11 protein-coding genes are annotated in these 12,033 nt (G+C 70.0%); 6 read left to right on the plus strand and 5 right to left on the minus strand.

Annotated features, from left to right (window positions below; all coding sequences use genetic code 11):
* Positions 1–2 precede the first annotated feature (2 nt).
* Complete coding sequence (locus tag ABKW26_RS11665) at positions 3–581, minus strand: DUF1697 domain-containing protein (RefSeq protein WP_348593863.1); 579 nt, start codon at positions 579–581, stop codon at positions 3–5.
* Positions 582–704: 123 nt separating this feature from the next.
* On the opposite strand from ABKW26_RS11665, the gene ABKW26_RS11670 reads away from it, so the two are divergent.
* Both ABKW26_RS11670 and ABKW26_RS11675 read left to right on the plus strand, forming a co-directional pair.
* Entirely contained in the window at positions 705–2,321 is a 1,617-nt protein-coding gene (locus ABKW26_RS11670; protein ID WP_348593865.1) for an MFS transporter, read from the plus strand.
* Positions 2,322–2,628: 307 nt separating this feature from the next.
* Complete coding sequence (locus ABKW26_RS11675) at positions 2,629–3,948, plus strand: PhoH family protein (RefSeq protein WP_348593867.1); 1,320 nt, start codon at positions 2,629–2,631, stop codon at positions 3,946–3,948.
* Positions 3,949–4,005: 57 nt separating this feature from the next.
* Here the strand turns inward: ABKW26_RS11675 and ABKW26_RS11680 are convergent, their stop codons facing one another.
* Together ABKW26_RS11680 and ABKW26_RS11685 are read right to left on the minus strand one after the other, a co-directional pair.
* Entirely contained in the window at positions 4,006–5,427 is a 1,422-nt protein-coding gene (locus ABKW26_RS11680; RefSeq protein ID WP_348593869.1) for a class II fumarate hydratase, read from the minus strand.
* A gap of 100 nt (positions 5,428–5,527) precedes the next feature.
* Entirely contained in the window at positions 5,528–6,190 is a 663-nt protein-coding gene (locus ABKW26_RS11685; RefSeq protein ID WP_348593871.1) for a carbonic anhydrase, read from the minus strand.
* Positions 6,191–6,329: 139 nt separating this feature from the next.
* On the opposite strand from ABKW26_RS11685, the gene ABKW26_RS11690 reads away from it, so the two are divergent.
* Genes ABKW26_RS11690 through ugpC form a run of 4 tightly spaced genes read left to right on the plus strand, consistent with a single transcriptional unit; the run spans position 6,330 to position 10,774 of the window.
* On the plus strand, positions 6,330–7,637 hold the full coding sequence (locus tag ABKW26_RS11690) for an extracellular solute-binding protein (protein ID WP_348593873.1): 1,308 nt from the start codon (positions 6,330–6,332) through the stop codon (positions 7,635–7,637).
* A 26-nt stretch (positions 7,638–7,663) separates the two neighbouring features.
* Complete coding sequence (locus ABKW26_RS11695) at positions 7,664–8,611, plus strand: sugar ABC transporter permease (RefSeq protein WP_348593950.1); 948 nt, start codon at positions 7,664–7,666, stop codon at positions 8,609–8,611.
* Positions 8,611–9,459 carry a carbohydrate ABC transporter permease gene (locus ABKW26_RS11700; RefSeq protein ID WP_348593874.1) on the plus strand — a complete coding sequence of 283 codons (849 nt, stop codon included), beginning with the start codon at positions 8,611–8,613 and terminating at the stop codon, positions 9,457–9,459. The genes ABKW26_RS11695 and ABKW26_RS11700 overlap by 1 nt, the downstream gene beginning before the upstream one ends.
* Before the next feature lie 46 nt (positions 9,460–9,505).
* Positions 9,506–10,774, plus strand: coding sequence for a sn-glycerol-3-phosphate ABC transporter ATP-binding protein UgpC (ugpC, locus tag ABKW26_RS11705; protein WP_348593876.1), 1,269 nt, complete (start codon positions 9,506–9,508; stop codon positions 10,772–10,774).
* Positions 10,775–10,796: 22 nt separating this feature from the next.
* Here ugpC and ABKW26_RS11710 read toward each other — a convergent pair whose 3' ends face one another.
* The gene (locus ABKW26_RS11710; protein WP_348593877.1) at positions 10,797–11,741 is read right to left on the minus strand and encodes a carbohydrate kinase; all 945 of its coding nucleotides are present in this window, start codon (positions 11,739–11,741) and stop codon (positions 10,797–10,799) included.
* Between the two features lie 10 nt (positions 11,742–11,751).
* Positions 11,752–12,003, minus strand: a complete 252-nt coding sequence (locus ABKW26_RS11715) for an exodeoxyribonuclease VII small subunit (protein ID WP_348593879.1) — start codon at positions 12,001–12,003, stop codon at positions 11,752–11,754.
* Positions 12,004–12,033 lie beyond the last annotated feature (30 nt).

A 12,033-nucleotide genomic window follows, 5' to 3' on the forward strand; every position in this document is an offset into this window, starting at 1 on the left:
GCTCACGCCCGGGCGGCGGCCAGCGCCTGGAGCTTGAGCACGGTGTTCCAGTTCCGGGACGTCCCCTCGGTCCCGTCGGTCCCGAGCTCACGCTTGAGCACGGCTGGCGTGAGACGCGACGTGCCGACACCCTGCGGGAAGTAGGTGTAGCCGACGCCACCGACCCACGCGAGCTTCTCGGGAAAGGCCGAGTGGTCGAAGGCGCGGATGCGTTCCTCGTCCGGCGGGTCGGCGCCGAACGTCACGAGCAGGTGGGACGGGTCCGAGCGCGCGGCCTCCGGGAACGGGTTGGCGGCTACCGCCTCGTCCAGAGCCGCCGCGCTCACCGCGACGACATGGACGTCGAGCCCCAGCCGGGAGAGGATCCCCGCGTTGATCGCTGCAGAGACCTGGGCCGTCGCGAGGTGGGGCGCGTCGTCGACGAGGGCCTCCGGTGCCACGACGACCACGTTGCCGCTGTTGAGGAGAGTCACGACGTCGGTGAAGCCGGCCTGCTCGGCGACGGCGCGCAGGTCGGCGGACGGGACCTTCCGGTGCCCGCCCACGTTCACCCCGCGCAGGAGCGCCACGACGGCTGTCATGCGGCCACCGTACGGACAGGTCGCCCGGTCGGGCAACGCGTGTCGGTGGTGGAATAGACGATCGAGGCCCGGACGTCGAGCGTCCGGCACACCCGCAGCCTGCTCCGACACGCGAGGACACCCATGAGCACCCCCACAGCAGCGGTCCCCGTCAGCACGGTCGACCTCCGCGGCCGCACGCCGTGGAGCATCCTGCCTGCGCTGCTCCTCGGGTTCTTCATGATCATGGTCGACACGACGATCGTGAACATCGCCATCCCCACGCTCGTCGACACGTTCGACGTGGGGCTCTCGGCCGTCGGCTGGGTGACGAGCGCCTACCTCCTGACGTACGCGGTGCTGCTCCTCGTCACGGGACGCCTCGGCGACCGGTACGGCCCCAAGCAGATCTTCATCGTCGGCCTCGTCGTGTTCACGATCACGTCCGCCTGGTGCGGTCTCTCCGGGAGCATCGGCATGCTCGTCGTCGCTCGGGCCTTCCAGGGTGTGGGCGCCGCCCTCATGACCCCGCAGACGATGGCGCTCATCACCCGCGTCTTCCCGGCGCACCAGCGCGGGGCCGCCATGGGCACGTGGGGGTCGGTCGCGGGCATCGCGACGATCACCGGCCCGGTCCTCGGCGGGCTCCTCGTCGAGAGCTGGGGGTGGGAGTGGATCTTCTTCGTCAACGTCCCCGTGGGGCTCGTGGCGCTGTTCTTCGCGGTCCGGACCCTGCCGACGCTCCAGACCGACAAGCGGTCGTTCGACGTGGTCGGCGTGGTGCTCTCCGTCGTCGGCCTCGCCGCGCTCGTGTTCGGGCTCCAGGAGGGCGAGACCTACGACTGGGGCCAGGTGTGGGGTCCGGTGAGCGTGCCGCTCCTCATCGGCGTCGGCCTCCTCGTCATCGGTCTCTTCCTCCTCTGGCAGCACCGTCAAGGACCGGCCGCCCTCCTCCCGCTGAGCCTGTTCCACCACCGCAACTTCTCGCTCGCGAACGTCAGCGGGATGGCCGTCTCGTTCGCGATGATCGGCATCTTCTTCCCGCTGACGATCTTCCTGCAGTCGACGCTCGGGCTCTCGCCCCTGCACGCCGCGCTCGTGGGCCTGCCCGGATCGGTTCTCTCGGGAGTCATCGCCCCGGTCGCCGGTCGCCTGTCCGACCGGTTCCCGGCGAAGTGGATCATGGTGACCGGCTTCGCGGCCCTCGCCGGCGCGGCACTCTGGCTCGATCGCGCCATCGTGCCTGGCGCCGAGCCCTGGGCGCTCGTCCTGCCGATGCTCCTCTTCGGTATCGGCACCGGGTGCGTGTTCTCCCCGATGGCGAGCCTCGCGACGGCGGGCCTCGACCACAGGACCGCCGGCGCGGGAGCGGGCGCCTTCAACACGACGCGGCAGGTCGGTGGCGTCATCGGTTCGGCGGCGATCATCGCGATGCTCCAGGCGCGGCTCGCCGTGACGCTCCCGGCAGCGGCCGCCGAGGCGGCGCGCGGCCTCCCTGTCGAGGTCAGGGACGGCTTCGTCGAGGGGTTCGCCCTCGCCGGCGCGAACTTCACCGGGACCGGGGGAGCGGTCGACGTCCCGGTCGGCGTGCCATCCGAGGTCGCGGACCAGGCCGCCGCCGCAGCCACGACGGCGTTCAACGAGGGCTTCGCCCACGCCGCCGGCCAGACGATGCTGCTGGTCGTGGGCGTGCTCGTCGTCGGGCTCGTCGCGGGCGTCGCGATGCGCCGAGAGTCGGGACACGTCGCGGTCGCCGGCTGACCGTCCGGACGCTCCCGGGAACCGCCACGTGACGGCAAGGTTAACGTCGCGTGACGAGGGCCGCGCGCGGCGTGTTGGGCCGTGACAGCGTGGGTGCGCGGGCGTACTTTGCATGCCATGAGCAACACGTACGTTGCTCACGGGAGGCCAGCCCATGGAGTGCACGCTCCGAGCAGGGAGGCCGGTCCCGGCTCCACTGCTCCGTGGTGGACCGGCAGACCGCTCGACCCACTCGCTTCGCGTCCGTGATGCGCACCGCATCGCGGGCTCGAGCACCTAGACGCGCACGCGTCGAAGGGAGCCTGTCGTGGACACTCATCGCACCTTCGTGCTGGACACCTCTGTCCTGCTCTCGGACCCCAAGGCGCTGCTCCGGTTCGCGGAGCACGACGTGGTCCTGCCCATCGTGGTCATCACGGAGCTCGAGGCCAAGAGGCACCACCCGGAGCTGGGCTACTTCGCGCGCAGCGCGCTGCGGATGCTCGACGACCTGCGCATCCAGCACGGTGGTCTCGACGCCCCGATCCCGGTCGGGCCGGCAGGAGGCACGCTCCGGGTCGAGCTCAACCACACGGACCCAGGTGTGCTGCCGGACGGGTTCCGCCTCGGGGACAACGACACCCGGATCCTCGCGGTGGCAGCGAACCTCGCTGCGGAGGGAGCGCACGTCACGGTCGTCTCGAAGGATCTGCCGATGCGGGTCAAGGCGTCGGCCGTCGGGCTCAGCGCTGAGGAGTACCGCGCAGAGCTCGCCGTCGACTCCGGGTGGACGGGGATGGGGGAGCTGAGCCTCACCGAGGGGCAGATGGCGTCCTTGTGGGAGCACGAGTCTCTCGAGATCGCGCAGGTGGACGCAGGTTCCGTCGAGGCGTCGGGTCCGATGCACTGCCACAAGGGCCTCGTCCTGCACTCGTCGCGCGGCTCTGCACTCGCGCGGGTGACGCCGGACAAGCACCTGCAGCTCGTGCGCGGGGACCAGGACGTCTTCGGGGTCCACGGCCGCTCGGCCGAGCAGCGGATCGCCATCGACCTCCTCAACGACGACTCGGTCGGCATCGTGTCCCTGGGCGGTCGTGCCGGGACGGGCAAGTCGGCGCTCGCGCTGTGCGCCGGGCTCGAGGCGGTCCTGGAGCGGCGCAAGCACCGCAAGGTCATGGTGTTCCGGCCGCTCTACGCGGTGGGCGGCCAGGACCTCGGGTACCTCCCCGGTTCGGAGTCGGAGAAGATGAACCCCTGGGCGCAGGCGGTGTTCGACACGCTGGGTGCGCTCGTCGGCAAGGAGGTCATCGAGGAGGTGCTCGAGCGCGAGATCCTCGAGGTGCTGCCGCTGACCCACATCCGTGGGCGCTCTCTCCACGACGCGTTCGTCATCGTCGACGAGGCCCAGTCGCTCGAGCGCAACGTGCTCCTCACGGTCCTCTCGCGCATCGGGCAGTCCTCCCGGGTCGTCCTGACGCACGACGTGGCGCAGCGGGACAACCTCCGGGTCGGGCGTCATGACGGGGTCGCGGCCGTCATCGAGGCGCTCAAGGGTCACCCGCTCTTCGCGCACGTGACGCTCACGCGCTCCGAGCGGTCCCCGGTGGCGGCGCTCGTCACCGAGATGCTCGAGAGCATCGAGGTCTGAGGCGTCGAGGTCTGAGGCGTCGCTCGGGGGCCGGTGTCCCGGCCCCCGAGCCGCGGGTCAGGCTTGCGGCGGTCGCGTCATCGACAGGACGTCGAGCGCGGAGTCGAGCTGCGCCTCGGTGACCTCGCCGCGCTCGACGAAGCCGAGGTCGACGACGGCCTCCCGGACGGTGAGGCCCTTCTTCACGGAGTGCTTGGCGACCTTCGCCGCGGCCTCGTAGCCGATGACGCGGTTGAGCGGCGTGACGATCGAGGGTGAGGACTCGGCGAGAGCGCGTGCCCGCTCGACGTTCGCCGTGATCCCGTCGACCGTCTTGTCGGCGAGCGCGACGCTCGCGTTGGCGAGGAGGCGGATCGACTCGAGGACGCCGAGCGCGATGACGGGGATCTGGACGTTGAGCTCGAAGGACCCGCTCGCGCCGGCCCATGCCACGGTCGCGTCGTTGCCGATGACGCGCGCGGCGACCATGAGGACGGCCTCGGGGATGACCGGGTTGACCTTGCCGGGCATGATCGACGAGCCGGGCTGGAGGTCGGGGATGGCGATCTCGCCGAGGCCGGTGTTGGGGCCGGAGCCCATCCAGCGCAGGTCGTTGCAGATCTTCGTCAGCGAGACGGCGATCGTGCGGAGCGCGCCGGAGAGCTCGACGAGGCCGTCGCGCCCGGACTGTGCCTCGAAGTGGTCGCGCGCCTCGGTGAGCGGCAGGCCCGTGTCTTCGACGAGCAGTGCGATGACACGCTGCGGGAAGCCCGCGGGTGTGTTGATGCCGGTACCGACAGCCGTACCGCCGAGGGGGACCTCGGCAGCCCGCGGCAGGGCGCTGTGCAGGCGCTCGATGCCGTAGCGGATCGCGGCGGCGTACCCGCCGAACTCCTGGCCGAGCGTGACGGGCGTGGCGTCCATGAGGTGCGTGCGACCGGACTTCACGACGGTCGCGAACTCGACGGCCTTGGCCTCGAGCGACTCGGCGAGGTGCTCGAGCGCGGGGACGAGGTGGGAGACGACGCCGGCGGTCGCGGCGACGTGCACGGACGTGGGGAACACGTCGTTCGAGGACTGCGAGGCGTTGACGTGGTCGTTCGGGTGGACGTCACGGCCGAGCGACCGGCTGGCGAGGGTCGCGAGGACCTCGTTGGTGTTCATGTTCGACGAGGTCCCGGAGCCGGTCTGGAAGACGTCGACGGGGAAGTGCTCGTCGTACCCGCCTGCTGCGACCGCGTCGGCGGCGGCGACGATCGCCTCGGCGATGTCGGCGTCGAGGACGCCGAGCTCGGCGTTGGCGCGGGCTGCAGCCTTCTTGACGCGAGCGAGCGCCTCGATGTGGCTGCGCTCGAGCGGGGTGCCGGAGAGGGGGAAGTTCTCGACGGCACGCTGCGTCTGTGCGCGGTAGAGCGCGGTCGCGGGGACGCGGACCTCGCCCATCGTGTCGTGCTCGATGCGGAACTCGCCGGTGACGTCGGTGTCAGGTGTGGAAGTCATGGGTCCCATCGTGCCCCACGCCGCGCCCCGAGATCGAGTCCCGCGGACGTGACGTGGAGCGCAGCGGGGGGAGCCGGCGGGCCGGGGAGGCCCGTCCCGCTCAGGCGTCGAGCGGGACGTCTCCGATGTCGCCGACGACCTCGATGAGGCGGGCGTTGCCGTCCGCGAGGTCGTACTCGACGCCGACGATCGCGCAGCGGCCCTCGGCCACGGCTGCGGCGAGACCCGCCGAGTAGGAATGGAGCATCGACACCGTGTGCCGCACGTGCTCGCGTCGCAGCGTGGCGGCGTCGACCGACTGGAAGCCTCCACCGTTCGCGGCGGTGATGTTGACGATCGACGGGATGACACGGTCGACGACGGCGCGGACGAAGCCCTTGGGCTGCTCGCCCGTCATGAGGGCGTGGGCCGCGGCGGCGACCGCACCGCACGAGTCGTGGCCGAGGACGACGACGAGCGGGGTGTCGAGGACCTCGACGCCGTACTCGATGGACCCGATCACGGTCGTGTCGAGCACGTGCCCGGCGGTGCGCACGACGAACACGTCGCCGAGCCCCTGGTCGAAGATGATCTCGGCGGCGACCCGCGAGTCGGAGCAGCCGAAGACGACGGCGAACGGGTGCTGCGAGACCTTGAGCTCGGCGCGGCGGTCGAAGCCCTGCGACGGGTGGAGCATGGCGTCGGCGACGAAGCGGCCGTTGCCGGCCTTGAGCTCGGCCCAGGCTGCCGAGGGCGAGGCGGAGTGTGGCACGGTGGATCCCATCGATCGGTGTCCGAGGACAAATCGTCCAAAAGCGGACGCTTTGCGAGCGGGACGACCAGAGGTCGTGTACCCCTGAGGATAGGGAGTCTCAACCGGTCCCGTGCACGGTGTCCACGACGGAGTGGAGACCCCGCGGGGCATGATCGGGGGAACCGTGCAACGACGCTCGAAGACGCTGGCCGTCCTGGCGGCCGCAGCCCTGGTAGCTCCGCTCGCCGCCTGCGGAGGAGGTGACGACGGCACGCCGGTGCTCACCTGGTACACGAACCCCGACGCCGGCGGGCAGGCCGCCATCGCCGCGACGTGCACCGAGGGGGCGGACGGCGCCTACCGCATCGTCACGTCAGGGCTGCCGACCCAGGCGGCCGCCCAGCGCGAGCAGCTCGCCCGCCGGCTCGCCGCCAACGACTCCTCCATCGACATCATGAGCCTCGACCCCCCGTTCATCCCGGAGCTCGCCGAGCCGGGCTTCCTCGCCCCGATGCCCGACGACGTGGCCGAGGCGGTCTCCGCCGACGTCGTGCAGGGAGCGCTCGACGGGGCGACCTGGAAGGACGAGCTCGTCACCGCGCCGTTCTGGGCCAACACCCAGCTGCTCTGGTACCGCACGTCGGTCGCCGAGGCGGCAGGGCTCGACATGACCCAGCCCGTCACGTGGGACCAGATCATCGACGCGACCGAGGCGCAGGACGCGCTCCTCGCCGTCCAAGGAGCGAAGGCGGAGTCGCTCACGGTCTGGGTCAACGCGCTCGTCGCCTCCGCCGGCGGCTCGATCGTCGAGAACCCGGAAGCCGGTCGCGACGAGATCGCCCTCGGCCTCGAGAGCGACGCCGGACGCGAGGCCGCGACCATCCTCGAGAAGATCGGCACCACCGGTGTCGGCGGACCGGCACTGCCCACCGAGGACGAGAACGCCTCCCTGACGATCTTCCAGGGTGACGAAGGCTCCTTCATGGTCAACTGGCCGTTCGTCTGGGCCGCCTCCCAGTCTGCCGTCGAGGAAGGATCCCTCGACCAGGCCGTGCTCGACGACATCGGGTGGGCTCTCTACCCACGCGTGCTCGACGACACCGAGACCGCGCCGCCCTACGGCGGGATCAACCTCGGCGTGGGCGCCTTCAGCGAGCACGTGGATCTCGCCTACGACGCGGTCCGGTGCATCGTCAGCCCGGAGAACCAGGCCGAGTACTTCCTCACCAACGGCAACCCGCCCGCGAACGCCACGGCCTTCGACGACCCCGCCGTCCAAGAGGCGTTCCCGATGGCCGCGACCATCCGAGACTCCCTCGAGCTCGCCGTCCCGAGACCCCAGACCCCGTACTACAACGAGGTCTCGACCGGCCTCCAGGAGACGTGGCACCCGGTCGACGGCGTCGACCCGGCGACCACTCCCGGGGCGTCAGCCGACCTCATCATCTCCGTCCTGCGAGGGGAGAAGCTGTTGTGAGCTCTCAGACGATCGATCCCGGCGCGATGGAGCGGACACCCGAGCCGGACACACCGCGCACGAAGAAGCCCGTCCGCAGCGACCGGGCACGCGCCGAGGTCCGCCTCGGCTGGTATCTCGCCGGCCCGGCCTTCGTCGTCATGCTCGCCGTGACGGCATACCCGATCCTCCTGGCGATCTACGAGTCTCTCTTCAACTTCCGGCTCACCGCGCCCGACGACCGCGAGTTCATCGGTCTCGGCAACTACGCGGTGGTGCTCTCCGACTGGGTCTTCTGGCGGGCTCTGCTGGTGACGGTCCTCATCACCGTGATCACCGTCGTCGTCGAGCTCATCCTCGGCTTCGCCCTCGCTCTCGTCATGCACCGCGCGATCCAGCGCCTGCGTGGCCTGCTGCGCACCGCGATCCTCGTCCCCTACGGAATCATCACGGTCGTCTCCGCCTTCGCCTGGTTCTACGCCTTCGACATCAGCTCGGGGTTCATCAACCAGTGGTTCGACTGGGTCCCGGGCATCGGCACCGACCTCAACTGGTTCGCCGACACGTGGACGAGTCTCTTCGTCATCATCGCCTCCGAGATCTGGAAGACGACCCCGTTCATCTCGCTGCTCCTCCTCGCGGGCCTCTCCCAGGTGCCCGGCGAGCTCGAGGAAGCCGCGAAGGTCGACGGCGCGACACCGTGGCAGGTCCTCGACCGCGTCATCCTCCCGAACATGAAGGCGGCCATCATGGTCGCCGTCCTCTTCCGGGCGCTCGACGCGTTCCGCATCTTCGACAACGTCTTCATCATGACCAACGGCGCGTACAACACCGAGGTGCTGTCCCTGCTCGCCTACAAGACGTCGATCTCCCGCCTGGAGATCGGCCTCGGATCAGCCATCTCCGTGCTGCTGTTCCTCTGCGTCATCGGCATCTGTGTCGCCGCCATCAAGCTGTTCAAGGTCGATCTGGCCGGAGCGAGAGGGGAGAGCTGATGGGCACGCTCACGAGCAAGCAGAGGTTCTGGTGGATCGTCATCGCCGTCGTCGTCCTCGTCTATGCGCTCTTTCCGGTCGCGTCGATCATCGCCACGTCCTTCAAGCTGCCGAGCCAGCTGAACACCGGCACGTTCCTCCCCGAGGACTGGTCGGTCACCAACTACGAGTCGATCCTCGCGCCCGACGGCGCGGCGCAGGACCTCTTCCTCTCCGCCCTGCGCAACTCCATCGGCATCTCGCTCATCGCCACCGCCATCGCCGTGGTGCTCGCGACGCTCGCCGCCTACGCGATCGCTCGGCTCGACTTCCCGGGCAAGCGGCTCATCCTCACGACCGCGCTCGCGGTCTCGATCTTCCCCGTGATCTCCATCGTGACGCCGCTGTTCAACATCTGGCGCACGATCGGGCTCTACGACACCTGGCTCGGCCTCGTCATCCCCTACCTGTCGCTCACCCTCCCGATCTCCATCTGGACGCTCGCGGCCTTCTTCCGTCAGATCCCGTGGGAGCTCGAGCAGGCCGCCCAGGTCGACGGCGCGACCACGTGGCAGGCCTTCCGCAAGGCGATCGTCCCGCTCGCCGCACCGGGCGTCTTCACGACGGCGCTCATCGCGTTCTTCATCGCGTGGAACGACTTCGTCTACGGGATCTCGCTCACGTCGACGAGCGCCGCGCGCCCCGTCCCGGCCGCGCTCGCCTTCTTCACGGGAGCGTCCCAGTTCGAGCAACCCACCGGTGCGATCTCGGCCGCTGCCGTCGTGGTGACGATCCCTGTCGTCATCCTCGTCCTGCTCTTCCAACGTCAGATCGTCGCCGGCCTCACCCAGGGCGCGGTCAAGGGATGACCCCCGCAGCCTCCACTTCCGCACACCCCGATCAAGGAGAGATCTGATGGCCTCCATCACGCTGAAGAACATCGTCAAGAAGTACGGCGACGGGTTCCCCGCGGTGAACGGCGTGAGCCTCGACATCGCCGACGGTGAGTTCGTCATCCTCGTCGGCCCGTCCGGGTGCGGGAAGTCCACGCTCCTGCGGATGATCGTCGGGCTCGAGGACATCACCGAGGGTGACCTGCTCATCGGCGGGCAGCGCGTCAACGAGAAGGCTCCCAAGGACCGGCACCTGGCCATGGTCTTCCAGAACTATGCCCTCTACCCGCACCTCACCGTCGGGGAGAACATCGCGTTCCCGCTGCGCCTGGCGAAGGGGAAGTTCTCCGAAGAGGAGATCCAGCGCAAGATCCGGCACGCTGCCGAGACCCTCGAGCTCACCGACCATCTCGACCGCAAGCCGGCGAACCTCTCTGGTGGGCAGCGCCAGCGCGTCGCGATGGGCCGGGCGATCGTCCGCGAGGCCGACGCCTTCCTCTTCGACGAGCCGCTCTCCAACCTCGACGCCAAGCTGCGCGGCCAGATGCGCACCGAGATCGCCCGCATGCAGCGACGCCTGGGCACCACCACGGTCTACGTCACGCACGACCAGACCGAGGCGATGACGCTCGGGGACCGTGTCGCGCTCCTCCGCAAGGGCGAGCTGCAGCAGGTCGCGAGCCCGCGAGCCCTCTACGAGCAGCCGGTCAACCTCTTCGTCGCCGGCTTCATCGGATCGCCGCCCATGAACTTCATGCCGGGCGAGATGTCGGGCGGGCAGATCACGCTGCCGTTCGGCACCTTCGACCTGCCTGAGCGCATCGCAGCGGCCGTCGGGGACCGAGCGCTCGTCATCGTCGGGCTCCGGCCCGAGCACTTCGAGGACGCAGCGCTCGTCGAGGAGTCCAAGCGTGACAAGGGCCGGACCTTCGGCGCGACGATCGACGTCACCGAGTGGCTCGGCTCCGAGCTCTACGCCTACGTGCCGTTCGACACGCACCCAGACGTGGCCGCGAAGCTCGAGGAGCTCGACCGGGACCTCGACGGCGAGGGCATGCGCACGCAGTTCGTCGTCTCGCTCGACTCCGCCAGCCGTGTCCGCGACGGGGACGAGACCACCCTGTGGTTCGACTCCCGGAAGATGATGGTCTTCGACCCCGAGACCGGGGAGAACCTCACGCGTGACGACGCCGAGGCGGCACGCATCGACGCCGAGAACGAGGAGGACCGCAAGACCTCCCTCGCCCGGTCCAAGGAGCGGGAGGACCGAGAGGTCAAGGCCGCAAGCTGAGCCGACGCGGCCCGACCGTCGCTCAGGCGGTCAGCTCGCGGCGGCGCGGCGGGTTGGCGCCGGGCCGGGACACGGTGATCGCCGCGACCTTCACGCACTGCTCGAGCACAGCCGTGAGCGTCTCCGTCTCGATCGTCGCGAGCGCGCCGCGACGACTGGCGCCGAGGAGCCCGGCGGTCCACAGTCCGTCGATGAGCGCACCCATGAAGGAGTCACCCGCACCGACGGTGTCGGCGACCGTGACCGTCGGGGCCGCCACGTCGACGCGACCCCGCATCGTGTAAGCATGCGCTCCCTCTCCGCCGTAGGTGACGACGACGAGAGCAGGTCCGGACTTCTGCCACCGGGTGGCGATCGCCCCGAGGTCCGCAGCGGGGTAGAGCCAACGGAGGTCCTCGTCGCTCACCTTGACGACGTCGGCCAGCCCGACGAGCTCCTCGATCTTGGGACGGACCGCGCCGGCGGTCCCCATGAGGCTCGGGCGGACGTTCGGGTCGTAGGTGATCGTCGCGCGGGAGCGGGCAGAGCCCAGCACCCGTCGCACAGCTGTCGCGCCGGGCTCGAGCACGGCCGCGACCGAGCCCGTGTGAGCCACGACGGTGCCGTCCGGCACCTGTGCCGACCGGCCGAGGTTCCAGCTGAGGTCGAACTCGTAGGTCGCCCCGCCGTCCGCGCCCAGTCGCGCGATCGCCATGGACGTGGACGACGCGCCGTCGCTGCCGGGAGCGATCGTGACGCCCGAGCTGGCCAGCCACTTGCGGATCACGTCACCGTAGACGTCGTTGCCGATCCACGTGAGGAGCTCCGCAGGTCGCTCCAGGCGCCCGAGCGTGAGCGCCACGTTCGCCGGGCTGCCGCCCGGGTGCTCGGCGGTCGACCCGTCGGTGCGGTGCACCACGTCGATGAGCGCCTCACCGATGACCAGGGCGCGGTCGGGTGCGACGGGGAGGTCTCTACTCTTCGGCATGGTGTTCTTCCTACTCGTCGTCGAGATCGGTTGCGGGGACGCGTGCTGCGTCCAGCCGTTGGCGTGCGCCGTCCAGCCACTCCTGGCACCGCGCGGCGAGGGCCTCGCCGCGCTCCCACAGCGCCAGCGACGCCTCGAGCGGCTCGCCACCGGCCTCGAGGCGCGAGACGACCTGGACGAGCTCGTCGCGTGCCTGCTCGTAGCTGAGAGACGCGAGCGGCTGGACCTCGGCGTTCTCGGGGGTGGAGTGGTCGGTGGGCATGGGAGTAGTAAACCAACTTTCGTGGAGGAC

Source organism: Sanguibacter sp. 25GB23B1 (genome assembly GCF_040012415.1).
GTDB lineage: Bacteria > Actinomycetota > Actinomycetes > Actinomycetales > Cellulomonadaceae > Sanguibacter.

What these genes read in the sequence shown, in the direction of transcription:
- ABKW26_RS11710 (WP_348593877.1), bottom strand. Translation starts at nt 11,741, where the DNA reads ATGCCGAAGAGTAGAGACCTCCCCGTCGCACCCGACCGCGCCCTGGTC.
- ABKW26_RS11715 (WP_348593879.1), bottom strand. Translation starts at nt 12,003, where the DNA reads ATGCCCACCGACCACTCCACCCCCGAGAACGCCGAGGTCCAGCCGCTC.
- ABKW26_RS11685 (WP_348593871.1), bottom strand. Translation starts at nt 6,190, where the DNA reads ATGGGATCCACCGTGCCACACTCCGCCTCGCCCTCGGCAGCCTGGGCC.
- ABKW26_RS11690 (WP_348593873.1), top strand. Translation starts at nt 6,330, where the DNA reads ATGATCGGGGGAACCGTGCAACGACGCTCGAAGACGCTGGCCGTCCTG.
- ABKW26_RS11680 (WP_348593869.1), bottom strand. Translation starts at nt 5,427, where the DNA reads ATGACTTCCACACCTGACACCGACGTCACCGGCGAGTTCCGCATCGAG.
- ugpC (WP_348593876.1), top strand. Translation starts at nt 9,506, where the DNA reads ATGGCCTCCATCACGCTGAAGAACATCGTCAAGAAGTACGGCGACGGG.
- ABKW26_RS11700 (WP_348593874.1), top strand. Translation starts at nt 8,611, where the DNA reads ATGGGCACGCTCACGAGCAAGCAGAGGTTCTGGTGGATCGTCATCGCC.
- ABKW26_RS11665 (WP_348593863.1), bottom strand. Translation starts at nt 581, where the DNA reads ATGACAGCCGTCGTGGCGCTCCTGCGCGGGGTGAACGTGGGCGGGCAC.
- ABKW26_RS11695 (WP_348593950.1), top strand. Translation starts at nt 7,664, where the DNA reads ATGGAGCGGACACCCGAGCCGGACACACCGCGCACGAAGAAGCCCGTC.
- ABKW26_RS11670 (WP_348593865.1), top strand. Translation starts at nt 705, where the DNA reads ATGAGCACCCCCACAGCAGCGGTCCCCGTCAGCACGGTCGACCTCCGC.